The organism is Methylobacterium sp. GC_Met_3, from assembly GCF_026540775.1.
GTDB lineage: Bacteria > Pseudomonadota > Alphaproteobacteria > Rhizobiales > Beijerinckiaceae > Methylobacterium.
This window is the reverse complement of record NZ_JALNUL010000008.1, coordinates 19,826-45,267: the sequence shown is the minus strand read 5'-3', so window position 1 is coordinate 45,267 and position 25,442 is coordinate 19,826. Positions and strand designations below refer to the sequence as shown.

General features: G+C 70.3%; 25 protein-coding genes. 14 read left to right on the top strand and 11 right to left on the bottom strand.

Annotated elements, in window-relative coordinates; all coding sequences use genetic code 11:
• The first annotated feature begins 154 nt into the window (after positions 1 to 154).
• On the top strand, positions 155 to 1,777 hold the full coding sequence (gene abc-f, locus OXS27_RS12890; RefSeq protein WP_243922971.1) for a ribosomal protection-like ABC-F family protein: 1,623 nt from the start codon (positions 155 to 157) through the stop codon (positions 1,775 to 1,777).
• 84 nt (positions 1,778 to 1,861) lie between these two features.
• Positions 1,862 to 2,341, top strand: a complete 480-nt coding sequence (locus tag OXS27_RS12885) for a hypothetical protein (RefSeq protein WP_243922969.1) — start codon at positions 1,862 to 1,864, stop codon at positions 2,339 to 2,341.
• Positions 2,342 to 2,355: 14 nt separating this feature from the next.
• Here OXS27_RS12885 and mnmE read toward each other — a convergent pair whose 3' ends face one another.
• Positions 2,356 to 3,681, bottom strand: a complete 1,326-nt coding sequence (gene mnmE, locus OXS27_RS12880) for a tRNA uridine-5-carboxymethylaminomethyl(34) synthesis GTPase MnmE (protein ID WP_267356519.1) — start codon at positions 3,679 to 3,681, stop codon at positions 2,356 to 2,358.
• Between the two features lie 141 nt (positions 3,682 to 3,822).
• Here mnmE and bla point away from each other — a divergent pair, with 141 nt between their 5' ends.
• From bla to OXS27_RS12855, 5 genes are all read left to right on the top strand, one after another.
• Complete coding sequence (gene bla, locus OXS27_RS12875; protein ID WP_267356518.1) at positions 3,823 to 4,704, top strand: class A beta-lactamase; 882 nt, start codon at positions 3,823 to 3,825, stop codon at positions 4,702 to 4,704.
• Between the two features lie 21 nt (positions 4,705 to 4,725).
• Positions 4,726 to 5,214, top strand: a complete 489-nt coding sequence (locus tag OXS27_RS12870) for a YbaK/EbsC family protein (protein WP_267356517.1) — start codon at positions 4,726 to 4,728, stop codon at positions 5,212 to 5,214.
• 101 nt (positions 5,215 to 5,315) lie between these two features.
• The gene (locus tag OXS27_RS12865; protein WP_267356516.1) at positions 5,316 to 5,651 is read left to right on the top strand and encodes a hypothetical protein; all 336 of its coding nucleotides are present in this window, start codon (positions 5,316 to 5,318) and stop codon (positions 5,649 to 5,651) included.
• A gap of 161 nt (positions 5,652 to 5,812) precedes the next feature.
• Complete coding sequence (panC, locus tag OXS27_RS12860) at positions 5,813 to 6,661, top strand: pantoate--beta-alanine ligase (protein ID WP_243922959.1); 849 nt, start codon at positions 5,813 to 5,815, stop codon at positions 6,659 to 6,661.
• Positions 6,662 to 6,896: 235 nt separating this feature from the next.
• Positions 6,897 to 8,180, top strand: a complete 1,284-nt coding sequence (locus tag OXS27_RS12855) for a porin (protein WP_267356515.1) — start codon at positions 6,897 to 6,899, stop codon at positions 8,178 to 8,180.
• A 131-nt stretch (positions 8,181 to 8,311) separates the two neighbouring features.
• Here OXS27_RS12855 and OXS27_RS12850 read toward each other — a convergent pair whose 3' ends face one another.
• On the bottom strand, positions 8,312 to 9,796 hold the full coding sequence (locus OXS27_RS12850) for an EAL domain-containing protein (protein WP_267356514.1): 1,485 nt from the start codon (positions 9,794 to 9,796) through the stop codon (positions 8,312 to 8,314).
• A gap of 287 nt (positions 9,797 to 10,083) precedes the next feature.
• On the opposite strand from OXS27_RS12850, the gene OXS27_RS12845 reads away from it, so the two are divergent.
• Together OXS27_RS12845 and OXS27_RS12840 are read left to right on the top strand one after the other, a co-directional pair.
• Positions 10,084 to 10,956 carry a MipA/OmpV family protein gene (locus tag OXS27_RS12845; RefSeq protein WP_267356513.1) on the top strand — a complete coding sequence of 291 codons (873 nt, stop codon included), beginning with the start codon at positions 10,084 to 10,086 and terminating at the stop codon, positions 10,954 to 10,956.
• A 64-nt stretch (positions 10,957 to 11,020) separates the two neighbouring features.
• Entirely contained in the window at positions 11,021 to 11,242 is a 222-nt protein-coding gene (locus OXS27_RS12840; protein WP_243922950.1) for a heavy-metal-associated domain-containing protein, read from the top strand.
• Positions 11,243 to 11,395: 153 nt separating this feature from the next.
• On the opposite strand, the gene OXS27_RS12835 is transcribed toward OXS27_RS12840, so the two are convergent.
• Positions 11,396 to 11,545, bottom strand: coding sequence for a hypothetical protein (locus tag OXS27_RS12835; protein WP_243922948.1), 150 nt, complete (start codon positions 11,543 to 11,545; stop codon positions 11,396 to 11,398).
• A gap of 388 nt (positions 11,546 to 11,933) precedes the next feature.
• Between OXS27_RS12835 and mnmG the strand changes: the two genes are divergently transcribed.
• From mnmG to OXS27_RS12815, 4 genes are all read left to right on the top strand, one after another.
• On the top strand, positions 11,934 to 13,826 hold the full coding sequence (gene mnmG, locus OXS27_RS12830) for a tRNA uridine-5-carboxymethylaminomethyl(34) synthesis enzyme MnmG (RefSeq protein ID WP_267356512.1): 1,893 nt from the start codon (positions 11,934 to 11,936) through the stop codon (positions 13,824 to 13,826).
• Positions 13,823 to 14,461 (top strand): 16S rRNA (guanine(527)-N(7))-methyltransferase RsmG, encoded by a 639-nt coding sequence (rsmG, locus tag OXS27_RS12825; protein ID WP_267356511.1) that lies wholly within the window; start codon positions 13,823 to 13,825, stop codon positions 14,459 to 14,461. Before mnmG ends, rsmG begins: the two co-directional genes overlap by 4 nt.
• Positions 14,458 to 15,315, top strand: coding sequence for a ParA family protein (locus OXS27_RS12820; protein WP_276081665.1), 858 nt, complete (start codon positions 14,458 to 14,460; stop codon positions 15,313 to 15,315). The genes rsmG and OXS27_RS12820 overlap by 4 nt, the downstream gene beginning before the upstream one ends.
• Positions 15,316 to 15,377: 62 nt before the next feature.
• The gene (locus tag OXS27_RS12815) at positions 15,378 to 16,277 is read left to right on the top strand and encodes a ParB/RepB/Spo0J family partition protein (protein ID WP_243922942.1); all 900 of its coding nucleotides are present in this window, start codon (positions 15,378 to 15,380) and stop codon (positions 16,275 to 16,277) included.
• A 153-nt stretch (positions 16,278 to 16,430) separates the two neighbouring features.
• Here the strand turns inward: OXS27_RS12815 and holA are convergent, their stop codons facing one another.
• From holA to OXS27_RS12790, 5 genes are all read right to left on the bottom strand, one after another.
• Positions 16,431 to 17,462 carry a DNA polymerase III subunit delta gene (gene holA, locus OXS27_RS12810; RefSeq protein WP_244005181.1) on the bottom strand — a complete coding sequence of 344 codons (1,032 nt, stop codon included), beginning with the start codon at positions 17,460 to 17,462 and terminating at the stop codon, positions 16,431 to 16,433.
• A gap of 5 nt (positions 17,463 to 17,467) precedes the next feature.
• Positions 17,468 to 18,013, bottom strand: a complete 546-nt coding sequence (gene lptE, locus OXS27_RS12805; protein WP_267356613.1) for an LPS assembly lipoprotein LptE — start codon at positions 18,011 to 18,013, stop codon at positions 17,468 to 17,470.
• 119 nt (positions 18,014 to 18,132) lie between these two features.
• A complete protein-coding gene (locus tag OXS27_RS12800; RefSeq protein ID WP_267356510.1) occupies positions 18,133 to 19,101 on the bottom strand; it encodes an AEC family transporter in 969 nt (322 codons plus the stop codon).
• Positions 19,102 to 19,208: 107 nt separating this feature from the next.
• A complete protein-coding gene (locus OXS27_RS12795) occupies positions 19,209 to 21,425 on the bottom strand; it encodes a TonB-dependent siderophore receptor (RefSeq protein WP_267356509.1) in 2,217 nt (738 codons plus the stop codon).
• 129 nt (positions 21,426 to 21,554) lie between these two features.
• Complete coding sequence (locus OXS27_RS12790; RefSeq protein WP_267356508.1) at positions 21,555 to 22,454, bottom strand: phosphatase PAP2 family protein; 900 nt, start codon at positions 22,452 to 22,454, stop codon at positions 21,555 to 21,557.
• Positions 22,455 to 22,668: 214 nt separating this feature from the next.
• Here OXS27_RS12790 and OXS27_RS12785 point away from each other — a divergent pair, with 214 nt between their 5' ends.
• Positions 22,669 to 22,956 (top strand): hypothetical protein, encoded by a 288-nt coding sequence (locus OXS27_RS12785; protein ID WP_267356507.1) that lies wholly within the window; start codon positions 22,669 to 22,671, stop codon positions 22,954 to 22,956.
• A gap of 92 nt (positions 22,957 to 23,048) precedes the next feature.
• Here OXS27_RS12785 and OXS27_RS12780 read toward each other — a convergent pair whose 3' ends face one another.
• The 3 genes from OXS27_RS12780 to OXS27_RS12770 form a co-directional block, all read right to left on the bottom strand.
• The gene (locus OXS27_RS12780; RefSeq protein WP_267356611.1) at positions 23,049 to 23,903 is read right to left on the bottom strand and encodes an alpha/beta hydrolase; all 855 of its coding nucleotides are present in this window, start codon (positions 23,901 to 23,903) and stop codon (positions 23,049 to 23,051) included.
• Positions 23,904 to 23,981: 78 nt separating this feature from the next.
• On the bottom strand, positions 23,982 to 24,857 hold the full coding sequence (gene dapD, locus OXS27_RS12775) for a 2,3,4,5-tetrahydropyridine-2,6-dicarboxylate N-succinyltransferase (RefSeq protein ID WP_267356506.1): 876 nt from the start codon (positions 24,855 to 24,857) through the stop codon (positions 23,982 to 23,984).
• A gap of 35 nt (positions 24,858 to 24,892) precedes the next feature.
• Complete coding sequence (locus OXS27_RS12770) at positions 24,893 to 25,384, bottom strand: Crp/Fnr family transcriptional regulator (protein WP_243922928.1); 492 nt, start codon at positions 25,382 to 25,384, stop codon at positions 24,893 to 24,895.
• Positions 25,385 to 25,442: the final 58 nt, after the last annotated feature.

The following is a 25,442-nucleotide window of genomic DNA, read 5'->3' as shown; positions in this document are numbered from 1 at the left end:
GCACAAGGCAACGGTCGAGCCTGGTTCCGGCTCCCGGCATGCGCCCAGGCCTGCATGGGGTGCAAGCGTTATCCCGCACTGCGACATCACGCTTTGCGCAGCCCAGGCGGATGCCGTAAGCGCCAGGGCATTCCCCCGGACAGCGCCCACCGCCATGATACGCCTGGACAAGATCACCAAGCAGAACGGGCGGCAGCTCGTCTACATCGAGGCCTCGGCCGCCCTGCAGCGCGGCGAGAAGGTCGGGCTGGTCGGCCCGAACGGGGCGGGCAAGACCACCCTGTTCCGGATGATCATCGGCGAGGAGCAGCCCGACGAGGGGCAGGTCTCGGCCGACAGGGGCATCACGATCGGGTATTTCAGCCAGGATGTCGGTGAGATGTCGGGCCGCAGCGTCGTCACCGAGGTGATGGACGGCGCCGGGCCGGTGAGCACGGTCGCGGCCGAACTCGCCGAGATCGGTGCGGCCCTGGCCGATCCGGACCGGGCCGACGAGATGGACGCCCTGGTCGAGCGCTACGGCGAGGTCCAGGCGCGGTTCGAGGAGCTCGACGGCTACGCCCTGGAGGGCCGGGCCCGGGAGGTGCTCGACGGCCTCAGCTTCAGCCAGGAGATGATGGACGGCGATGTCGGCGCCCTCTCGGGCGGCTGGAAGATGCGCGTGGCGCTCGCCCGCATCCTGCTGATGCGCCCGGACGTGATGCTGCTCGACGAGCCGTCGAACCACCTCGACCTGGAGAGCCTGATCTGGCTCGAATCGTTCCTCAAGGCTTATGACGGCGCCCTGCTGATGACCTCGCACGACCGCGAGTTCATGAACCGCATCGTCAACAAGGTGATCGAGATCGACGGCGGCGCGCTCACCACCTTCTCGGGCGATTACGCGTTCTACGAGGGGCAGCGGAAGCTCAACGAGGCGCAGCAGCAGGCGCAGTTCGAGCGCCAGCAGGCGATGCTCGCCAAGGAGATCGCCTTCATCGAGCGCTTCAAGGCCCGGGCCTCCCACGCCGCCCAGGTGCAGAGCCGGGTGAAGAAGCTCGACAAGATCGAGCGCGTCGAGCCGCCCCGGCGGCGGCAATCGGTGGCGTTCGAGTTCCAGCCGGCGCCGCGCTCGGGCGACGACGTCGTGATGCTCAAGGGTGTCCACAAGCGCTACGGCAGCCGCACGATCTACGAGGGGCTCGACTTCTCGGTGCGCCGCCGGGAGCGCTGGTGCGTGATGGGCATCAACGGCGCCGGCAAGTCGACGCTCCTGAAGCTCGTGACCGGCACCACCGCGCCCGACGACGGGGCGGTCACGATCGGCGGCAGCGTCAAGCTCGGCTATTTCGCCCAACACGCCATGGACCTGCTGGACGGCGACCGCACCGTGTTCGAGACCCTGGAGGAGGCCTTTCCGCAGGCCGGCCAGGGTTCGTTGCGGGCGCTGGCGGGCTGCTTCGGCTTCTCGGGCGACGATGTCGAGAAGCGCTGCCGGGTTCTGTCAGGCGGCGAGAAGGCCCGGCTGGTCATGGCGCTGATGCTCTATGACCCGCCGAACTTCCTGGTGCTCGATGAGCCGACCAACCACCTCGACATGGGCACCAAGGAGATGCTGATCACGGCGCTCGCCAGTTACGAGGGGACGATGCTGTTCGTCTCCCACGACCGGCACTTCCTGGCGGCGCTGTCGAACCGGGTGCTCGAAGTCACGCCCGAGGGCATCCATCAATACGGCGGCGGCTACACCGAGTATGTCGCCCGCACCGGCCAGGAGGCGCCGGGCCTGCGGAGCTGACCGGCAACCCTGCGACGGCTGCGCCGCTTACGTCGCACGACAACCCCGGGTAGGCTCGCGCGAAACGGCCGGATCCGGGACGCCGTGCGACGCCTTCTGAAATTCCTCCACACGATGGGCTCGGCTGGATTGCTGGGGGCGCTGGCGTCCCTGGTGGTCATGCTGGCGCTGACCCCGCCTCCGAGCGCCCTGCCCGGCTACACGGCGATGCGCGGCGCGATGGGCGCGGTCGCCACCTGGGTGTTCCTGCCGTCGCTCGCCGTGACGTTGATGTCGGGCCTGATCGCCATGGCGGTGAACCGGGCCTACCTCAACGCAGGCTGGGCGTGGCTGAAGCTCGCCACCGGCGTTCTGATGTTCGAGGGCGGGCTGGTCTACGTGCAGGGGCCGATGAAACAGGAGGCCGCGCAGAGCGCCCGGGCGTTGGCCGGCTTGCTCGACCCGGCGGCTTTGGCCGTCTCGCTCCCCGGCGAGCGCGGGACGCTGTGGGTCCTGCTTGCGATTTCGGCTGCCAACGTCGCCCTCGGGATCTGGCGTCCGCGGATCCTGCGGATTCCGAGCTAGTCGCGACTCGACCGCTATTTGCCGACACAAAAGCCGGCAAACAAACGATCGAGCACATCCTCGACTCCGACATGGCCGGCGACCTCGCCCAGCGCTCGGACGGCGAGGCGAAGATCCTCGGCGACGAGTTCCGGCGGGCCGTTGGCCCCTACGATCAGGCGATCGAGATGGGCCGTACAGGCTTCCAGCGCAGCCCGATGGCGCGCCCGGGTGATCAGCGCATCGCCCTGCCCCAGGCCGGCCTCGGCCTGGGCCTGGATGGCGTCGAGGAGGGCATCGAGCCCATGACCGGTCCGGGCGGAAACCCCCAGAACGCCGTCCGATCGCAGGTTTTGATAGCCGGCTAATAGATCGATCTTGGTGTGCACCGTCAGGACTTGAACTGCGGTGCCGGCGAGGTCGGGTTCGGCGCCGTCGGGCGGCACGAGCGCCAGCACCAAATCCGCGGTCTCGATCCGCGCGCGGGTCCGTCGGATCCCCTCGGCCTCGACGGGTTCGACCGTCTCGCGCAAACCCGCGGTATCCACCAGCAGCACCGGCAGGCCAGCCAGATCCAGCCGCACCTCGATCGCGTCGCGGGTCGTACCGGGCGCGTCCGACACGATCGCGACGTCCCGCCGGCTCAGGGCGTTGAGCAATGTCGACTTCCCGGCATTGGGCGCACCCGCCAGCACCACCGTGAATCCGTCCCGCAGCCGCTCGCCCCGGTGCCCGTCCCGCAGGATTGCGGCGATCTGGTCGCGTAGGGCGGTGGCCCGTCCGAGCAGCGCGGCATCGAGCCCGGCCTCGTCCACGTCGCCCTCGTCGGCGAAATCCAGGGCCGCTTCGGCAGCGGCGAGGCAATCGATCGCCTCCGCGCGCCAAGCCGCGACCTGTCGGCTGAGGGCCCCGTCGAGCTGGCGCAGAGCCTGCCGCCGCTGGCCCTCGGTTTCCGCGTCGATCAGGTCTGCGACGGCTTCGGCCTCGGCCAGATCCATCCGGCCGTTGAGGACCGCTCGTCGCGTGAAGGCGCCCGGCCCGGCCGCGCGGCATCCCGGCATCTGGGCCAGGGTGGCGAGCACGCCCATTCGCACCGCTGGCCCGCCATGGAGGTGCAGCTCGGCCATGTCCTCGCCGCTGTAGGTGTTCGGCCCCGGCAGCCAGACCACGAGCGCCCGGTCGAGCTCGGTCCCGTCAGCCGGGTTGCGGAGCGTCCGCAGCGACAGCCTGCGAGGCGCCGGCAAGGCTCCGCACAGACCGGTGAGCACGGTTCGGGCCCCCGGGCCGCTGAGGCGGATCACCGCGACAGCCGCCCGGCCGAAGCCGCTGGCCGGGGCGAAGAGCGTTTCGGTTTCAGTCATGGCAGCTGCGACGCGCAAGCTTCGCCTTCTTCATGTCGTGCGAGTGTGTTTCACGTGAAACAGCCCAAGCCCCTATACCCCATCCGGTGGCCGGGCCGATCCCGCTTCATGCAGACCCATCGAACCTCGATGGAGGCCAGGATGCATCCCACACGCCGCACACTCTGCCGCTGCCTGCTCGCCGCGCCACTGCTCCTGCCGATGCGGCCCGCGACTGCGGCGGCCGAACCGGACCTCGAAGCGCTCGAGCGGCGTATCGGCGGCCGTATCGGCGTCGCGGCCGGATCGGTGGATCGCGTCCTGCTCCAGCACCGGGCGGATACGCGTTTCCCGATGTGCAGCACCTTCAAGGTGCTGGCCGCGGCGGCGGTGCTGGCGCGGGTCGATGCCGGATCCGAACAACTCGATGCGCCGGTATCGTACCGGGCAGACGCTCTCCTGAGCTACGCGCCCGTGACCCGGAAGGCCCTGGAGACGCAGGGCGGCGCCGGCCGGCTCTCGGTGGCCGAACTCTGCGCCGCCGCGCTCGAATGGAGCGACAACACGGCGGCCAACCTGCTCCTCGCACGCCTCGGCGGGCCGGAGGGCCTGACCGTTTGGCTGCGGAACACCGGCGATCCCGTCACACGTCTCGATCGCGACGAGCCGACGCTGAACACCGCGATCCCCGGCGATCCCCACGATACCACCACCCCGGAGGCGATGCGCGCGACCCTCGGCCGGATCCTGCTCGGCACCGTCCTGGCGCCGCCGTCGCGCGCACGGCTGGAGGGCTGGATGGTCGGAAGCCAGACCGGATTCAAGCGGCTCCGGGCGGGGTTGCCGAAGGACTGGACCGTCGGTGACAAGACCGGCACCGGCGACAACGGCACGTTCAACGACGTGGCGATCCTGCGGCCGCCGGGCCGTGCGCCCGTGACCGTGGCCGTGTACATCACCGGCTCCACCCTGCCCGTCGAAGCGGTCGATTCGGTTCATGCCGAGATCGGCCGGCTCATCGCTGCGCGGATCGTCGCCGCGTGAGGCCGAATCCACGAAACCGTCATGGCCAAATCAGCCGCAAAGACCACCCGGGCGACCCAGGCCCTCGATAAGGTCGGCCTGCGCTACAGCCTCCATGCCTACGACTACGATCCCGATGCCCCGCGCATCGGCCTCCAGGCCGCGGAGGCACTGGGCGTGCCGCCCGGCCGCGTGCTGAAGACCCTGATGGCGGCGGTCGACGGGCGGACAATCTGCCTGCTGGTCGCCTCCGATCGGGAGGTCTCGATGAAGCGGGTGGCGGCCGCCTTCTCGGGCAAGGCCGCCGCCATGCTCAAGCCCGCCGATGCCGAGCGGCTGACCGGCTATCATGTCGGTGGCATCAGCCCGCTCGGCCAGAAGCGTGCATTCCCGACCGCGATCGATTCCGGTTCCCTGGGGGATCCGGGTACCGAGATCCACGTCAACGGCGGCGGACGGGGCCTGCAGATCCGGCTGACCGAGGGGGATCTCGTCGCGGTTCTGCAGGCGCTGGTCATGCCGCTGACCTGATGTCTGCCCATCGGGTAATTGCCCGTTTACCTTGCTTCACCACGCTGCCGGCTCGCGATGGCGTCGGGGACGGGATGCGGATGATCGGGCGCAGGAGGACGATGGCGCTCGGATTCGCCCTGTTGCTCGCCGGCCCCGGCGCAGCCGCGGATCTCGACGCCCGGGGCTCCGCCTACGGGGCGGCGGAGGTCACCGCCCGCCTCCGTTTCTTCCCGCGCAGCGACGGGATCGACCGCCCGCCGGTCTATGCCCTACGCACCCGTGTGGTGCCGGTCGGCTGCACGCCGCGGCGGGCGCCCGTGCCCACCAACGCGCCGGACGATCCGAGCTATGTCGGCTCCGAATACGGCCTGTCGCATCCGAGCTATTACGGGTTCACGCCACCGCTCGGCGTCGATGATCCCTTCGGCCGCTCCCTGCTGCCCTACTGTCGCTAATTCCCCTCCCCGACATCATGCTCTAAGCAGAGCTGCGTTGGCGTGCCGACGCAGCTCTGCTTAGGTCCTTGGCCGGTCGCAAATTCTCATCGCAAAACCGGCGGCCACTTTTGCGAAACCTGCTGAGACGGGCGGTCCCGCCCCTCTCCGGAGCCCGTGCCGTGTCCGATTCGGTTCCCCAGCGCTTCAGCGACCCGGCAGCCCTGCGCCAACGCGTGGCCGACTGGCGTGCGGCGGGCGAGCGGATCGTCCTGGTCCCGACCATGGGCGCCTTGCACCGGGGACACCTCGCCCTGGTGGCGGAGGCCCGGCGAGCCGGCGACCGTGTGGTGGTCAGCATCTTCGTGAATCCGACTCAGTTCGGCCCCAACGAGGATTTCTCGCGCTATCCGCGCGACCTCGAGGCCGATCTCGCCCTGCTGGGCGAGGCGGGGGCCGACGCCGCTTGGACGCCCACGGTCGAGACCATGTACCCACCGGGCTTCGCCACGCGGATCGAGGTCGCGGGTCTGTCCGAGGGGCTGTGCGGGCCGTTCCGGCCCGGCCACTTCGCCGGGGTCGCCACGGTGGTGACAAAGCTCCTGAATCAGGTCCGGCCCGACACGGCCCTGTTCGGCGAGAAGGATTTTCAGCAGCTCCGGGTGATCCAGCAGGCGGTGTCCGATCTGGACATGGGGGTCGAGATCCGTGGCGTCCCGACCCTGCGCGAGCCCGACGGCCTCGCCCTGTCGTCGCGCAACCGCTACCTGTCGCCCGAGGAGCGTGCCGTCGCCCCGAAACTCCACGCCGTGCTGTCCGACATCGCCCTCGCCTCCCGCAACGGCACCGGCGTCGCCGGGCGGATCGCCGCCGGACGGGCAGCCCTGGAGGTGGCGGGTTTCCGGGTCCAGTATCTCACGATCTGCGATGCCCGGACCCTGGCGTCGGTCGAGCGGGTCGAGGGCCCGGCCCGCGTCCTTGCGGCGGCCTACCTGGGGCGGACCCGGCTGATCGATAATCTCGCGGTCTGAGACCCGTCAGCACGTCCTGGTTTCGAAAGGTCGAGACCTTTCGTGGGTCCAGGGCGGAGCCGTAGTGACCGTCTCAGGGCTGAAGCCCTTCGGAAACCTCCGGGTTTCGCTGGCCGGCCATGACGAGCTCTGCCGCTGCCTCCCCGTGGCCGCCGAGACACCCCGGTTGGATTTCTCCCACAATCCAACCCCATGATATTGGCGGCGCCAGGCTGACCTGCTCTCTGCTCGTGGCGTGATCAGAGCACGCCCGGCCTCGACCTTCCTGGCCACCACCCTCGCCTGCGCGGCCCCTGCCTGCGCGGGCGATGCCATCGAGGGCCTGGCGGGGCCCTACGGCGAGCGCCTGCGCTACGACGAGAAGGGCCTGAGCCTCACCTTTCCCGAGCCGGACGTCACCCTGCAGATCGGCGGACGGCTCCATCTCGATGCCGGTGGGGCGCGCTTCAGCCGGCCCGAGGGGCCCGAGGCCTTCCCCGACAATCTCGTGGTGCGCCGCTCGTGGATCGAGCCGACGCTCACGATCGGCCGGGACTGGGTGATCGCCTTCCAGTACGATTTCAGCGATCCGGTGGTGCCGATCAACGACGCCTTCGTGGCCTGGAAGGGGCTGCCGGACACGATCGTGACGCTCGGCAACATGAAGGTGCCGCTCAGCCTCGAATGGCTGCAGAGCAACAACGACACCCTGTTCGTCGAGCGCTCAGGAGCCAACGCCCTGGTGCCGGAGCGCCGGTTCGGCGTCGCGGTCGGGCGGAACGGGCAGGCCTGGACCGCCGTGGCCGGTGTGTTCGGCAACGCCGCCAGCAACGGCATCTCTGGCGACGGGGTCGCGGTGGCGGGCCGCGCCACTTACGCGCCGATCCTGGAGGAGCGCGAGACCCTGCATCTTGGGCTGGCGGCGACCTACCGCCGCCGGTCCCGCAGCGACGGCGCCTTCAGCTTCTCGGCCCCGGCGGGTACGGCCCTGTTCGAGCGCCAGCTGGTGGATACCGGCGACCTCCCGGATGCCGCGAGCGTCACCCGGTTGGGGGCCGAGTTCGCCTATCGCCGGGGCCCGGTCCTGCTTCAGGCCGAGTATATCCGGGCTGAGCTTCAGCCGTTCAGCGGACCCGGGATGCCCGCCTCCGCGCTCGGCTTCCAGGGGGGCTACGTGGAGGCCGCCTGGGTGCTGAACGGCGAGGGGCGCGGCTACGCGCTCACGCCCCAGGGGGGCACAACCTACGCGACCTTCAAGGGCGTCGCCGTGGCGGACGGCCAGCGGGTCTCCCGGGGCGGGATCGGCGTGTTCGAGCTGGCGGCGCGCTACAGCGCCATCGACTTCGACGCCCGGGGCTTCCGCGGCGGGCTCGAGCGGGACGTGACCCTCGGCCTAAGCTGGTATCCCGAGCCCAATCTCCGCCTGATCGCCAACTACGTCCGCGGACGCGTGCGGCCGGGCGAGGCCCAGGCAGATACGTTCGGGCGCGCGCCGTTCTCGGTGGACACCGTGGTCGGGCGCCTGCAGATCTACTGGTAAGTCCGGGTTTCCAAAGGGCTCAGCCGTTTGGCAGGGTTCGGGGGCGGAGCCCCTGACGTTCCATGGCTCTGCCCTGGGCCCGCGAAAGGGCTCGCCCTTTCTAAACCATGACCTTGCGACGCGGAACGCGCTCAGACGGCCCGGCGCAGGACCGAGCGGAAGGGCCGCCGCTCGGGGCCCGGCTCGGTGGGCGGCTCCGGGGTCTCGGGCGGCGCTGTCAGGACCTCGGTCCGCACCGGGCGCGGCGCCGCGAAGGCCGCGCCCTGCGCGAAGGGTACGTCGAGGTCGATCAGGTCGGGGATGTCGGCCTCGTCGGCGATGCCCGTGGCGACGAGACGGATCCCGACCCGCGCCAGGGCCGGCCCCGTATCCTCGACCGCGAGGTCCGACAGGCTGCCCGGGATCGCCTGCGGCCGCAGCAGCATCGCGGCCGGCACCCGGACTTGGCCGATGCCGAGGGCGGCGAGGTCCACCGCGTCGAAGCGCAGATCGTCCGGCCGGTCGAGGCTGAAGCCGATCCGTCCGCGCAGCGGCATCAGGAGGCCGCGCTGGCCGGCATCGAGGCCCCGCCAGCTCGCCTGCGGCAGGGCGATCACCAGCCCGGCCAGGGACGGATCCTCCGCCACCGCGCGGCCCAGCTCGCGCAGCAGGCCGGGCTCGAACAGCGAGAGTGGCGAGAGCGCGTAGGTCAGCAGGGTGTCGCTGCCGCGGCGGGCGAGGTGCCGCACCACCAGGGCGGCCCGCTGCAGCATGCGGCGGTCGAGTTCGGTGGTCCGGCCATAGCGCTCCAGCACCGGCAGGAACGTCTCCGGCTCGGCCGGGGCGGTGCCCGGAGCCCCGATCCGCAGGCGCGCCAGCGCCTCGTACGCTACGACCTTGCGCTGGGGCAGGCTGACCACCGGCTGTAGGTGGATTTCCAGCCCGTCCTGTTCGAAGGCCCGGATGATCTCGGCCTCGCTCGCGGGGTCGCGCACCGGCCGGGGCGGGATTGGACGAGGCGGGATTGGACGAGGCGGGATCGGCCGCGGCGGGACCGGCACCGGGGCCGGCGGTTCGAGGGCAGGCGGCTGCACGGCAGGCGGCTGCACGGCAGGGGGCTGCACGGCAGGGGGCTCGAAGACCGCCGGCTGCCGCGCTGCGGTCACCGCCTGGGGCGGAGCGGCCGCGGGGATGGGCTCCAGTGGAGCCGGCGCGGGAAGAGGTGGCGCAGGAGGCGCCGGTGCGGGCCGGGCATTGAGACCCGCGATCTCGACGTCCTGCGTGCTCACCACCGTGGTGAGGTCGCGCACGATGCCCGAGAGGAGGCCGAACTCGACGGTCAGCTCCTCGATCTGGGCCCGCAGCGCCGCCTCGCCGGAGTCAGGCGCCGGCTTGACCGCGGTGGTCTCGACCTTGAGCAGGCGCCGGGACAGGAGGTCGACTTCGCCCGACAGTTTCTCGCAGCGTGCCGTCAGGGCCTTGATGCGGGTGAGGGCGAGGCCGGACGCCGCGGCTGACACGGCGCCGAGCGTCAGGGCACTCCAGAGCGGCAGGAACACGGCGAGCGGCCCGAACACGACGAGCCCGAGAAGGGTAGCCGTCAACAGCCCCGCGTACCGGCCGAGGACCGGGACCATCGTCTGAACACCTGCCGGATTCGCGCACCGGTCGCCGGGGAAGGTCCCAGGCGAAGCCCCGCCGGGCGCGAATCGAATCCGTCGATCAATGGCCCGGAGGGACCGGCGCGGCAAGGCCGTGGGCCGACGCCCAGCGATCGGAAGCCTGTTAATTCCGTGGGGTGTGACGCCCACGCCCGCTGGAACGTTGCGGAATCGTCACGGCGCGCCTGATTGCGTGGCGATCCGGGATGGGTTGCACGCCTTGCAAATGCACCGGTCAGCAAAACGCGCCATAAAGCGTGGCCATGACGTCTGTGCCCCCGCGTAAATCCCGACTCCGTGCCCTTCTCGGCGCTGGCGCGCTTCTCGCCGCGTGCGGCATCACCGCGTCCCGCGCGGCCGATCTCGCCGCCGATGGTCCGCGGCAAACGCCGACCTTCACCATGGTCGATCCCAGCACGTGGATCGTGACCCTGAGCGGCTCGATCCAGGCGATCCCGCGCTACCCCGGGGCCAGCGACTACGCGGCGGTGTTCTATCCCTCGATCGACATCAGGAAGGTGGGCGAGCCGCGCCGCTTCTCGACGCCGGACGACGGCTTCAGCCTGTCGCTCTTCGACAACGGGACCTTCCGGATCGGTCCGACCGCGCGGTTCGTGCCCGGGCGCTACTACGGCGACGACCGGCGGCACCTGTTCGGCTTCCGCGACGCGCGCTTCGCGGTCGAGCCCGGCGTGTTCGCCGAGTTCTACCCGGTCTCCTTCATCCGCACCCGGGTCGAGGCCCGGCAGGGCGTCTACGGGCATCACGGCACGGTGGGCTCCCTGGCGGCCGACTACCTGATCCCGGTGGACAATTTCCTGTTCTCGATCGGGCCGCGCTTCAACATGGGCGATGCCAGCTACGCCCGGAAGTATTTTGGCGTGTCGCCGGTCGAGGCCGCGCTCAACGGCCGCGTCACCCCGTACGATCCGGCCAGCTTCTACTCGGCAGGCGTGCTCGGCGGCGTGACCTACACGCAGAGCGAGACGTGGGCCTACTCGGCCTTTGCCGGCTACAACCGCATCCTCGGGGCCTCCGGCGCGAGCCCGCTGGTGCGCCGGCCCTTCGGCAACCCGAACCAGTACCAGTTCGGCCTGCGGATCGATTACGCGTTCCGGATGCCGGCGCTGTTCTGAGCCCACGCTTGCGCAGGTCGCTCCGGGCTCCGACATTCCGGCGATACGGATCACGGAGGCTCACATGGATGCGACGCACGCCGACCTGCTGATGCGGGTCGAGGGCATGACCTGCGACGGCTGTGCCGCTGCGGTGATCCGCACGGTGAAGCGCCTCGACCCCGCAGCCGAGGTTGAGGTGGACCGGGCGGCGGGACGGGTGGCGATCCGCACCGACGCGCAGGCGCTGTCGATCGCCGAGGCCCTCACCAAGGCCGGCTACACGGCCACGGCCATGACGGGCTGAGCCCCAGTCCTGGTTTCGAAAGGTCGAGACCTTTCGCGGGTCCAGGGCAGAGCCCTGGTCGATGTCTCAGGGCCAAGCCTCTCAGGGCTCCGCCCTGAGCACCCCCCAAAGGGCTCGCCCGTTGGAAACCCGGGATTGCGAAGCGATCAACCGCTAAGCGCGGCTCAGGTACATCCCGGTCAGCAGCAGGGCGAAGGCCGCGAGCCCGAACACGCCCTCCTTGCGATGGGTGGTGTCGAGGAAGTGGGCGGCGGCGCCGGCCGCGCAGCAGGCAGCGCCAAGACCGATCGTAAGCGAGGACATCGTTGTCTCCCCCACCGCGCGTCACCACGGCGACGCTGCGAAGCGAGGTCTCCCGGGTGCCTGCCGGACACCGGCGCCCAGCTAGGAATCGGGGACAGGGCAGGTTTGCACGCGGACATCCAGCTGGCAAGACGCGTTCATCAGGTCTTCATCGGCCGATGAAAAGTAAAGCAACGCTGATCAGTTTCATCGCATCCAGATAGAATCAAAAATACAGTATTCGTGCACCGTATCGAGAAATTTGGCGCCCGAGTGGGCTGGGGCCACCCGGCGCCGGCCCGTTGACCGTTGCGGCCGCGCGCCTCTAGACCGGCTGACACAACGCTTGGCCGCCAACGTCCCCTTGGGACCATCCGGCGACATGTCCGCAGACGCAGTTCGAGATTCGATGCCCCTCCCCTCCTCCGACCGGTTCGACGTCGCGGTCGTCGGTGGCGGCCATGCCGGCGTCGAGGCGGCGGCCGCCGCGGCGCGCTGCGGCGCGCGCACGGCCCTCGTCACGCACGATCCGGCCACGATCGGTGCGATGTCGTGCAACCCCGCCATCGGGGGGCTCGGCAAGGGCCACCTCGTGCGCGAGGTCGATGCCCTGGACGGGTTGATGGGCCGGGTCGCGGATGCGGCCGGCATCCAGTTTCGCCTGCTCAACCGCCGCAAGGGGCCAGCCGTGCGCGGGCCGCGGACCCAGGCTGACCGTAAGCTCTATGCCGCCGCCATGCAGGCTGCCATCGCCGAAATCCCGGGCCTGACCGTGGTGGCGGGCGCCTGCGAGGATCTGGTCCTGGATGCGGCGGGCCAGATCCAGGGCCTCGTCTTGGCGGACGGGCGCAGCCTCGCCTGCGGTGCGGTGGTGCTGACCACCGGCACCTTCCTGCGGGGCCTGATCCATATCGGCGAGCGCCAGATCCCGGCTGGCCGGGTCGGCGAGGCCCCCGCGATCGGGCTGGCCCGGACCCTCGATCGCCTCGGCCTGCGCCTCGGCCGCCTCAAGACCGGGACGCCCCCGCGCCTCGACGGCCGGACCATCGACTGGGCCAGCTTGGAGATGCAGGATGCCGATGCCGATCCGGTGCCGTTCTCGACGCTCACCGAACGCATCACCAACCCGCAGATCCGCTGCGGCATCACCCGGACGACGCAAGCCGTCCACGATCTGATCCGCGCCAACCTGCACCGCTCGCCGATGTATTCCGGCAGCATCGCCAGCCGGGGCCCCCGCTACTGCCCGTCGATCGAGGACAAGGTGGTGCGCTTCGGTGACCGCGAGGGCCACCAGATCTTCCTGGAGCCTGAAGGGCTCGACGATCCGACGATCTACCCGAACGGCATCTCCACGGCCCTGCCCGAGGCGGTGCAGCACGACCTCGTCCGGCTGATCCCGGGCCTGGAGCGCGTCGAGATCCTGCGGCCCGGCTACGCGATCGAGTACGATTACGTCGATCCCCGCGAACTCGATACGGGGCTGCAGGTGAAGCGGTGTCCCGGCCTGTTCCTCGCCGGGCAGATCAACGGTACCACCGGCTACGAGGAGGCGGCGGGGCAGGGTCTGGTGGCCGGCCTGAACGCGGCCCGTCGCACGGGTGGCCTCGAGACGGCGATCTTCGATCGGGCCGAATCCTACCTCGGCGTCATGATCGACGACCTCGTGACCCATGGGGTCAGCGAGCCCTACCGGATGTTCACCTCGCGTTCGGAGTACCGATTGTCCCTGCGGGTCGACAACGCCGATGCGCGTCTGACGCCCCGCGGGGTCGAACTGGGCTGCGTCGGCTCCCGGCGCGCAGCACATTTCGCGGCATCCCAGCAGACGCTCGACGCGACCCGTACCCGGCTCGATGCCCTGACGCTGACGCCGAGCCAAGCCGCCGGCCACGGCCTCAGCCTGAACCGCGACGGGATCCGGCGGACCGCCTTTCAGCTCCTCGCCTATCCGCAGATCGAATGGTGGAATCTTGCGGCGATCTGGCCGGACCTCGCTGCGGTGCCGTCGCTGGTCGCCGACCGTCTGAAGACCGACGCGACCTACGCGGTCTATCTCGACCGGCAGAACGCCGACATCGCGGCCTTCCGAAGGGACGAGGCTGTGCGGCTGCCGGCAGGTCTGGACTACGCGGCGATCAGCGGGCTCTCCAACGAGATGCGCACGAAGCTTGAGACCGTGCGGCCCGGCACGCTGGGGCAGGCGGCCCGGATCGAGGGCGTGACGCCCGCCGCCCTGACGCTGCTGGCCGCCCATGCCCGCCGGGGTGATCGGGTAGGTTTGGGTCGTCCGTCGGCATGACCGATCCCGACCGCGCCCGCATCCTCGCAGCCTCGGATGTTTCACGTGAAACAGCCGAGCGTCTGGACATCTACGTGGCTCAGCTTCGCCGCTGGCAGCCGATCAAGAATCTCGTGGGCCCCGCCACCCTGACGGAGGTCTGGAGCCGGCACATCGACGACGCGCTCCAGCTCCTCGATCTGGCCCCGGAGGCGAAAACCTGGCTCGATCTCGGCTCCGGCGCCGGTATCCCGGGGCTGATCCTTGCCATCGCGGGGGCGGAGCGGGGCATCCGGGTGGATCTCGTGGAGAGCAACGCCCGCAAATGCGCCTTCCTGACCGAGACGGCCCGTCTCACCGGGGCTCCGGTCCGGGTGCGCAACGCGCGGATCGAGGCCGTGATCGGCGACTATGTCGGAGCCACCGAAATCGTCTGCGCCCGGGCCCTCGCGCCCCTGCCCCAACTTCTCGCCTGGACGGAGCCATTGTTGAAAACGGGTACCACCGGTCTGTTTCCGAAGGGCCGGGATGCGCAAGCCGAATTGACCCAGGCTGCCGCGCAGTGGACAGTCGTTAACGACCTCGTGCCGAGCCGGACCGATTCCGAAGCCCGAATCGTGCGCGTCACCGCCCTCGCCGCCCCGAGTCATCGATGAGCGAAGCCATCCTCGGCGAGCCCGCCGACCGGTCCATGGAGTCTTCCGTGCGTCGACCTCTGCGCGTCCTGGCGCTTGCCAACCAGAAGGGCGGCGTCGGTAAGACGACGACGGCGATCAACCTCGGCACCGCGCTCGCCGCGATCGGCGAGGACGTGCTGGTCATCGATCTCGACCCCCAGGGCAACGCCTCAACGGGCCTCGGGATCGACCGGGCAAGCCGGCGGGTCTCGACCTACGAGGTCATGGCCGGCGAGGCGTCGCTGGCTCAGGCGGTGATTCCCACGGCGGTGCCGCGCCTGTCGATCGCGCCCTCGACCATGGACCTTCTCGGGCTGGAGCTGGAACTCGCCACCCTGCCCGATCGGGCGCACCGGCTGCGCGGCACGCTCAAGAGCCTGACCCAGGCGCCGAGCCTGAGCCGGATCAGCTACGTGCTGATCGACTGCCCGCCCTCGCTCAACCTGCTGACCATCAACGCCCTGGCGGCGGCCGATGCCGTGCTGGTACCGCTGCAATGCGAGTTCTTCGCCCTGGAGGGCCTCAGCCAGCTGCTGCGGACCGTCGAGCAGGTGCGCGGCGCTCTCAATCCGAAGTTGACGATCCAGGGTATCGTGCTGACGATGTTCGACCCGCGCAACAACCTCTCCGCCCAGGTGGTGGCGGATGTGCGCGGCTTCATGGGCGACAAGGTCTACGAGACCGTGATCCCGCGCAACGTGCGGATCTCGGAGGCCCCGTCGCATGGCAAGCCGGCCTTGCTGTACGACCTGAAATGCGCCGGCAGCCAAGCCTATCTGCGCCTCGCCTCGGAGGTGATCCAGCGCGAGGGCCGGGTTCCGGCGGCGGCCTGACGGCGACGAGAGAGCCCCCACGAAACCGGGGGTGCGTGTGGAGCGTGAGACGGGTGGCAAGCATGGCGGAGGAGGGGGCAAGACCCCGGCTGGGGCGCGGTCTCGCCGCACTGATCGGCGATTTCAGCGATGCCGCGCCGACGCCCGCGAAGATCGAGGGGCAGCGCAAGGTCGCCATCGAGTTCCTGCGGCCCAACCCACGTAACCCGCGGCGCAGCTTCGGTGAGGTGGAACTCGCCGAACTCGCGACCTCGATCACCCAGCGCGGCCTGATCCAGCCGATCGTGGTCCGCCCGATCGGCGACGTGCCGGGCACGTTCGAGATCGTGGCCGGCGAGCGGCGGTGGCGGGCGGCCCAGCGGGCCGGGCTCGACGAGGTGCCGGTGGTGGTGGTCGAGATCGACGACCGCGCCTCGCTGGAATTCGCCATTCTGGAGAACGTCCAGCGCAGCGACCTGAACCCGATCGAGGAGGCCTCGGGCTACGAGCGCCTGATGCAGGACTTCTCCTATACCCAACGGGATCTGGCGGAGATCCTGGGCAAGAGCCGCAGCCACCTCGCCAACACCCTGCGGTTGCTCAACCTGCCGCCCGCCGTGCAGGACCGCCTTTCCGCCGGCGAGCTGACCGCCGGCCATGCCCGCGCCCTGCTGTCGGTGAAGGACCCGGAGGGTCTGGCCCGTCGGGTCGTGGCCGAGGGCCTATCGGTGCGGCAGGTGGAGGCCCTGGCCTCGGCCGAGGCTGAGGCCGAGCCGAGCGAGACCCCTCGCCCCGGCCGCCCGCGCCTGTCGGCCGAGCGCGCCGCGCCGGTGCGCGATCTGGAGCTGCGGATTCGGCGGGCACTGGGCGTCGAGGTGTCGTACCGCCCGAAGGACGAGGCCTCGGGGGAGATCCGGATCCGCTACGAGACCCAGGACGAGCTGCAGGCGCTGCTGAACCGGTTCAAGGTCTCGGACGGCTGAGCGGAGTCGAGGTTCCCAAAGGGTGAGCCCTTTGGCGGGGTGTCGGGGCGGAGCTCCGACATCGGGCGAAGACCGACAAACGGGCTTCGCCCGAACCCATCAGGGCTCTGCCCTGCACCCGCAAAAGGCCTCGGCCTTTTGAAACCGGGACTTCTACCGACGCCGGCGCGCGCCTGCTTCCGCGACCCGCAGCAGCGCCGCGGAGGCAAGCGCGTGCGCCAGCTCCGGTTCGGCCCGCCGGCAGGCCAGGACGGCCCCCTGCAGGGCCACCGCGGCCTGACGCAGGGTGCTGGGCCCCCAGGTGCCGAGCTGCCCCTCCAGGCTGGCCTTGCGCTTGAAATGCAGGCCCCGCCACGTCGCCACCATCATGGCGGGCGTCTTGTCGGGGTTGTCCAGCCGCGTCGTCAACAGCGTCAGGGCGTGTCGCAGGGCCGAGCCCAGCACCACGCCCGGATCCAGGCCCTCGTGCCGGAACCGCCGGTAATCGCGCTCCACGGCCGCGTGGCGCCCGTCGAAGGCGGCGTCGATCAGCGTGTTGAGCACGCTCGCCGCCACGTCGCTGGTGATGGCCTCCACGTGATCCAGCGTCACGGTGCCCTCCCCGGCCGCGTAGAGGGCGAGCTTCTCGATCTCCATCAGGCTCGCCCGGCGGTCGCCGCCGAGGCTACGGGCCAGCACCTCCCGGGCGGCCCGGTCGATCCGCAGGCCGCGCTCCTGAAGGGTCCGGTCGATCAGGTCGGCCAGCGTGCGCTCGTCATCCGCGTAGCAGGGAATCGCCAGCGCCCGGGGGGAGCGCTCGCACAGGGTGCGCAGCGGGTTGTTCTTGGCGAGGTCGCCCGCCTCGACGACGATGCGGGCCTCGGCCACCGGCGCGCCCAGCACCGCCTCGACGGCCGGTGCGTAGTTGCGGCTCCCGGGCCGGATCCAGATCGACCGGCGGCCGCCGAACAGGCCCATCGTGCCGGCCTCGTCGCATAGGCGGCCCGGGTCGGAGGCCAAAGCATCGCCGTCGATCCGTACCAGCGCGAAGGGATCGGCCGGATCGGGGACGAAATCCTCGGCGAGCTTGCGGGCGCGTTCGGTCACGAGGCCGGTATCGGGCCCGTAGACGAGGATCACCGGGATGCGCGGATCGGGCCCGCGCCGGAGGAGCCCCTCGATCTCACCGGCCTTGACGGCTGTCATGCCGGTTACGGTTTGGTGGAGAGGACGGCGGCCAGTCGGCTCTTGATCTGGTCGGACAGCACGCTGGCGAGCCGGATCTCGGCATCGCGCGCCGCCCGCTGGCTGGCGAAGCGCTGGACCGAGCGGTCGTAGGTCGCGGTCGAGGTGGCCACGCCCTCGCTGTAGACCTTGGTGCCCGCCATGTCCTCCAGGCTGTACTTGATGTTGGCCACCAGGGTGCCGGCCTCGGCGCGGCCGGTGGTCGACGACACGATCGGGGTCTGCACGATCTCGGAGCCCGAGAGCTTGAGCCGGTAGCGCTTGGTCGCTGGCTGGCCCGAGCCGTCGAGGTCGAACACCAGTTCGCTGCGCAGATAGTGGCCGAGCCGCTCCTGGCCCTGCGCCATCGCGACGTCGTCGACCTGCACGGCGGCCAGCAGCGCCGGGACCGACTCACCCGAGGCGGTCGGGCCATAGAGCGGACGGAAACAGGCCGACAGGCTCAAGGCCAAGCCGGCCACGCAGGTCAAGCGGGCGATCCGCCCCGCGAGTGATACGCCCGAACCCACCATCACGCCGTCGTTCCGCCCCGCTTCGCCGGATCGTTCTAGCGCGGACACTGCGTGCCGCGCCACCAAGCTACGCGGCGCGGGTTACGATTCCACTGCGGCGAGAGCGTGGTCGGCTGGTTTCAGAGTGTCGCCAGGTATCCCGAGACGGTGAGCACCGCCAGCACGGTCGAGACCAGCACCACGGTGGCGGTCAGGTCGGCCTCGCGCCGGTAGAACTCCGCCAGCATGAACGGCCCGGTCCCGGTGGGCAGCGCCGCCATCAGCACGGCGGTGTGCAGCAGGAGCGGCGGCAGATCAAAGACGTACCGGCCGAGCCCGTAGGTCAGCAGCGGATGGGCGGCGAGCTTCAGCGCGACCAGCAAGGCCGCGATCCGCGCATGCCCATCCCGCCCTGCCCCGCCCCGGCTCCGGCGCCTTTGAGCCAGGAACAGGCCGAGCGCCACCAGGGCGCAGGGCGAGGCTGCCCCCCCGAGGAGTTTCAGGAACGTCTCCACCGGCGCCGGGACGGCGAGGCCGAGGCTCGGCACCAGGGCGCCGAGCGCCGGGGCGACCAGCAGCGGGTTGCGCACCAGCGAGCGGCCGACCGCGAGCCAGATTGGAACGCGCGAACTCCCCTCCCTGCCCGCCGAGTCCGCCCGGCGCAGCCCGATCTCGATCAGCACGATCGCCACCGCGAACACCGCGCAGACCGTGAGGATCACCGCCACCGTGGTGGGTGCGAGCGCCTCCGGCCCGAAGACTACGAGCGCCAGAGGGAAGCCCATGAAACCGGTATTGGCGTAGCCGGCATTGAGTCCGTCCAGGGCGGAATCGGCGAGCGGTCGCCCGGCCCCGCACCGGATCAGGACGGTGAAGGCGAAGACCGCGAGGCTGCTCAGCCCGAAGGCGCCGATGAAGCCGGGCTTCCAGAGATCGGCCCAATGGGCGTGGGCGGTGACGTCGAACAGCAGCGCCGGCAGGGCCAGGAAGACCACGAAGCGGTTGAGTTCCGTGGTGGCGGCGGCGCCGAGCACGCCGATCCGCCGGGCGAGCCACCCGGCGAAGACAAGCGCGAAGATCGGCAGCACGACCAAGAGGGTCGACAGCATGGCGGGTCCGGACCGGAGGACGAGGCTCCGGTCTTAGGACGAAATGCGCGCCGATCTCCAGTGCCGGGAGCGGGAGCCTGCCATGCCGGTGTCCCCTGCCGGGCCTGCTACCAGCGGTAGATCAGGCTGCCGATCACCGTGGCCGGCGCGCCGCGGTAGCAATTGCCGAATGCACAGGTGTTATAGGTCCGGTCGAACACGTTGGTGGCGTTGATCTGCGCGCGCAGGCCCTGGTATTTCGGGTCGATCGCCGCGAAATCGTAGGCGACCAGCGCGTCGTAGAGCGTCACGGTCGGGTTGCGCACCGTGTTGTCGTCATCCGCGAAGCTCGTGCCGATGTAGCGGATGCCGCCGCCGATCGTCAGGCCGCGCAGGGGCGAGTAGGTCGGGAACGCGTAGGTCAGGAACGACGCGTAGGTGTCGCTCGGGATGCCGGAAACGCGGTTCCCGTCCTGCGTCGCGCCCGTGAACGAGGTCTGGTTCACGAAGCGGAAGTCGAGGTGCGTGTACGCGATGGTCAGGTTCGTGCCAGGCGCGAGGTTGGCGGTCGCCTCGGCTTCGAAGCCGCGGGAGCGCACGGCGCCGGTGGCGGCCTGGAAGGCGAGGTTGGTCGGGTCGGTCCGCAGGATGCTCGACTGCTCGATGTCGAAGCCCGCAAACGCCGTCTGGATGTTGGTGCCGGGGATCAGGTATTTCACGCCGGCCTCGATCTGGTCGCCGGTCGCGGGCTTGAAGGCCTGCCCGCGCACGTCGGTGCCCACCTGCGGCGTGAAGGTCGTGGCGTAGCTGGCATAGGGCACGAGCCCGGGCGCCAGGACGTAGCCCAGGCCGACGCGGCCCGTGAAGGCGGTGTTGTCCTGGCGTGTGACTGCGCTGACCGGTGTCGCGCGGTTGTCCTGGGAGATCCAGTCGTGGCGCCCGTTCAGGGTCAGGATGAAGTCGCCGAACCGCGCCTGATCCTGCAGGTAGACGCCGATCTGATCCTGCGCCTGCCGGGTCGGGCTCCCCAGCGTCGGGGTCGGGATGAACTGCCGGCCGTAATTCTGGGTGAGCAGGTCGAGGTCGGGCGCCGGGCCGGCCCCGAAGCGGTTGCTCAGCCCGTAATGAGCGTAGTCCACGCCGGCCACCAGGGTGTGGGCGACCGGGCCGGTGACGAAGTGCGCCTCGAGCTGGTTGTCCAGCGTCTGCTGCACCAGCCCCTCGCGGATGTAGCCGGTCGAGCGGGAGCCCAGCGTGCGCGCCGCGTTGATCGAATCGATCCCGGTGTATTTGGCGCTGAGGAAGACGCCGTAGTGGCGGAAGTTCTGGCGGAAGATCAGATCCTCCGAGAACCGGTGCTCGAAGGCGTAGCCGACCCGGTACTGGGTCTGGTCGAGACCCGCGAAGCGCGGGTCGCCGCTGTAGTACTTGGTCACCCGGAAGCCGGGATCGTTGTAGTAGAACACGGTCGCGGGCGTGTTCCGGACCTGGAACTCACTCAGGAAGGTGAAGGTGGTATCGGCCGAGGGCTTCCACGTGAAGGCCGGGGCGATGTTGAGTTGGTCGTTGTTGGTGCCGCGGCCGATGAAGGTGCCGGCTTCCCGCCGCACGCCGGTCAGCCGGTACGCCATGGTGCCGCCCGAGCCCTCCACCGGGCCGCCGACATCGAAGTTGCCCTGGAAGCGGTCGAAGCTGCCGCTCTGGAACCAGACCTCGCCGAAGCGCGCGAAGACCGGGCGCTTCGAGGTCGCGTCGAGGATGCCACCGGGCGAGCCCAGCCCGTAGAGGCCCGAGGTCGGCCCGCGCAGGACGGTCACGGCCTCCAGCCCGTAGGGTTCGATGCGCGGGAAGATGAAGCCGCTGCCGATCTGGCGCAGGCCGTCGCGGTAGGTGCCCTGGTTGGACAGCACGTCGAAGCCGCGGATGAAGACCTGATCGAAGCGCGGATCGAAGCCCGAGACGTTGACGCTCGCCCCCGGCACGTAGGCCAGCGCGTCGCTGAAGCTCTGGACGTTGCGGTCGTTCAACTGCTCGCGGGTGACGACCGAGACCGATTGCGGGGTCTCGATCAGCGGCGTGTTGGTCTTGGTCGCGGTGGGGCTGATCCGGGCGACGTAGCCGGTGATGCCGGACGGCCCCCCGCCCCCGCCGCTGGTCGCCGCCGTGCCGCCGTCGCCACTGCTCACGTTCCCGCCCAGCCCCGCGCCGGCCGCCACCGCGGGGCCGGGGCCGACGGCCTCCACGGAGATCTCGTTGAGCTGCACGCTTCGGTCCTGCGCGAGGGCGGGACCCGCGAGGGTGGTGGAGGCGAGGAGCAGCCCGAGTCGGGCGGTACGCATGGACATCAAGAACCCTGTTGCGTGCCTTTAGATCGGCACTGGGCTCACGATTGATCGTTCACGGTTTATTGATCAAGCCAAATACGTGTTGTAAATCACACACTTAGAAGACTTAAAAACTGTAATCGTTCGAGCTTAGAACTCCAGCGGCGGCTCGCGCAGAGCCTCTGTCTCCCGGGTGCAGATGGCCTGATCAGGGGCCGCCCCGGCGCCCGTCCCGGCATTCGTCATGGCGGCGCGGAGTTCGGCGCGGGCCTTCTCCATGTCGCCCCGGAAGGTCGGATCACCCATCAGGGCGGCGAAGACCGACGTGCCGGTGAGGCGCCCGGCCACCACATCGCTGAGCCAATGCACGCCGCACACGACGCGGCTCTCGCCGTAGGCCCGCCCGCGCACCAGGATCGCGGTCGCCTTCTCGGGCACCAGGGCGGCCAGGATCAGCGCATAGGCCCAGCCCTGGGTGGCGTGGCCGGAGGGGTAGCTGAAGCTGTCGGCGAGTTTCTCGGTCCGCTGCACACAGATCGGCGCCTCGTTGCCCACGAACGGGCGCAGGCGCCGGTAATGCACCTTTGGACCCCGGGTGGCATGGGCGAGGTCGAGGCGGGCGCGCTCCAGCAGGTTGATCACCGCCGGCACCCGGGCCTGGTCGATCCGCGTCCCGAGCACGCACGCGAAGTTCTCCAGCACCGCGGCCGCCCCCTCGGACACGTCGTTGGCCGCGATCTCCCAGCGGGGGCTGCCCTTGAGGGCGCGGGTGGTGGCGAAGGCCGCCCGGTCCGCCTTGTCGAGGGGCGCGTCGTGGGCCGGCGGCGGCGGCAGGATCTGGATCGCGTCCGGCAGCGCCGTATCGGCGAGGTAGGGCTTCACGGCCGGCTTGCCGGGCCTGAGCGTGTCGGCGCCGAGGGAGGGCGGAGCCGAGGGTGCAGGCGATGGGGCGGGGCGGGGCGCCTCTTCGGCGCAGGCCGGACCGGCGGACGCCAGCAGAAGGACGAGGACTGCCGAAAGGCAGGGGGGCCGGAGCGAGAGGCGCATCATTGGATCCGGGATTCTATCGGATGCTTCCGCGGGTGCTCCCGCTCTGCCGGACGAACGGTTCAGCCGGCCCAGTCAGTCCGCGCACAGGCGGAGGATCGTGTCCAGGGGGCGCTCGACCCTCGCCAAGCGCAGCGTTTGACCCAAAGGGTCGCCGCCAAGCTTGGAACGAGCCACATGATCTAGCCCTCTCCGCCGGAGGGAGAATCAAGCTGCCATGACCGAAGCGGAAGCAACCCTTTCACTGGCCGACCCAGCTCAGGCCGCGGACCTGATGACGGCGCAGGTCGAGGTGCTCCTGATAGACCTGCAACGGAGACGTGCCGACCTGACGGCGCAAATTGCCGGCCTGCAAGGACAAGAGCTGCCCGGTCACACACGGATCGACAAGATCCGCGCCGACCTGAACGCTCAGATCAGCAGCAGCCTGACGGCTCTCGATACGCTTATCGAGGAGACCGAGGCGGCTGCCCGCGGGTTCAGAAGCGCGGCAGCGTCGGCGTGAACATCTGAGCCGCGCCTGAAGCCGGATCGAGACCGGGGCGGCATGGTCGCAATGCCGCTCGATATCCTCCGGGCGCCCTGCCCTATGGATCCTCAAGCCGCCCGGATCGCGGCCGCGACCGCCTCCGGGTGCTCCTCATGCGGGCTGAGCGCACCGGGGATCGCGGCGCCGGTCACCCGGCCCGAGGCGATCAGCGCGTCCATCTCGGCGCCCGAACGCCGCGGCGCGCCGTCGGGGCGCAGAACCAAGATCGGCGGCAGGTCGCCCGCGAACAGGTCGAGGAAATCGGCGCGGCTGCCCACCGGATCGAGGCCGCCGGTCACGAAGGCGGCGGTGCCGAACCGGCCGTTGCGCTGGCGGGTGATGGCGTGCTTCTCGCGGATCAGGGCCGGGGTCACCCGGGCGGCGTCGGCGTAGACATGGGCGCGCATCATCCGGCCGATGATCGGCGGGCTGATGTTGATCCGGTAAAGCGCCTCGCCGAGGAGCGGCGCCTCCACGGCCCGGCGGATCCGCGGGAACCAGTGGGCGCGGGCCGGCATCGCGGTGGGCAGCGGCCCGCGCCAGGTCGGCGCCACCAGCACCAGCCGGTCGAAGGCTTTCGGATGACGCCGCGCCGCCGCGACCAGATAGCCGGCGGCGTGCCCGGCCGCGACCCCGAGGGCGTAGGGGCCCGGGGCGGCTTCGAGCAGCGCATCCAGGAAGGTTTGGAAGGTTTCCGGGGCCAGGGGCACCCGCATCCGCGACCGGGCGCCGAAGCCCGGCCAGTCGGGCATGCGGCAGCGATAGGCGGACCCGAGGGCACGGGCGAGGGCCTGCATCTCGGCCCGCGCCGAGATGGTCGACAGGGCCGGCAACAGCAGCGCCGCCTTCCCCTGCCCGATCACGTCGCAGGGCGTCGGCACCGGCCAGCCCGCCACCGTGAGGTTCAGCGCCTGCGTGTCCATCCGGCGGTCCACCCGATCGGGGATCCCAAAGGGCCGCGCCCTTGGGTGGGTTGCCAGGGCAAAGCCCTGGCGTGCGGTTTAGGTGCGCAGCAGCTCGTTGATGGCGGTCTTGGACCGGGTGCCGGCATCGACGCGCTTGACGATCACCGCGCAGTACAGGCCGGGGCCGGGCGAGCCGTCCGACAGGGCCTTGCCGGGCATCGTGCCCGAGACGACGACGGAGTAGGGCGGCACGCGCCCGTACATCACCTCACCGGTGGTGCGGTCCACGATCTTGGTGGAGGCGCCGATATAGACGCCCATCGACAGGACGCTGCCCTGGCCGACGATCACGCCCTCGGCCACCTCGGCGCGGGCGCCGATGAAGCAATCGTCCTCGATGATCACCGGGTTGGCCTGGAGCGGCTCCAGCACGCCCGCGATCCCGGCGCCGCCGGAGATGTGGCAGTTCTTCCCCACCTGCGCGCAGGAGCCGATCGTCACCCAGGTGTCGACCATGGTGCCCTCGCCGACATGGGCGCCGAGATTGACGAAGCTCGGCATCAGCACGGCGCCGGGCGCGATGTAGGAGCCGCGGCGCACGAAGCAGCCCGGCACGGCGCGCAGGCCCGCGGCGCGGAACTCGGCCTCGCCCCAGCCGGCGAACTTGGAGGCGACCTTGTCCCACCAGGGCGCGCCGCCGGGGCCGCCCGCGATCGTCGCCATGTCGTTGAGACGGAAGGAGAGCAGCACCGCCTTCTTCAGCCACTGGTTGACCACCCAATCGTGGTTGCCGCTCTTCTCGGCGACCCGGGCCTTGCCGGAATCGAGCAGATCGAGTGCCGCCTCGACAGCCTCGCGCACCGCGCCGCGGGTCGCGGTCGAGATAGTGGCGCGGTCCTCCCAGGCGGCTTCGATGGTCTGGGCGAGATCGGAATGGGCGAGATCAGAAATGGGCTTGCCGGCCTGGGACATGGAGGTCGAAACACTCTCGTGGCGGGAGCCCGTGCTTACAAGCGGGCACCGGGGCTGTCACCTGAGGAGATGCCGTCGATCACGTCGAGGAGCGCGCGCACCCGGTCGAGGTCGGCCACCAAGTCGGCGAGGTCGTCCGCCAGCGTCGCGTGGACGGCCTGCGCGGCCTCCGGAAATTCCTCCAGCACGCGGCGCATCAGCGTCGGGGTGATGCGCATGACCGCGGTGGTGCTCTCGGCCCGGGCCACGGTCGGGCGCGTCCCGCGCACGAACAGGGCGAGCTGCCCGATCAGCGCGGAGCGGCCGGCCCGGACCGGCTCGGCGTGGGCGTCCCGGGGTTCGAGCCGGATCGTGCCCGACATCACCACGAAGCCGCCATCGGCCGGGTCGCCGCGGGCAAACAGCAGGTCACCATCCGCGAGGTCGCGGCGCTCGGCCGCGAAGGTCAGCAGGCGCAGGGCATCCCGATCAAGGAAGCCGAACAGCGGCGCACCGGCGAGGATCGCGATATCGTCGTCGAGCCCCAAGAACGCCTCACTACCCTGCGCATACGCGTACCGATTGGTCGCATATACGTAAAACGTC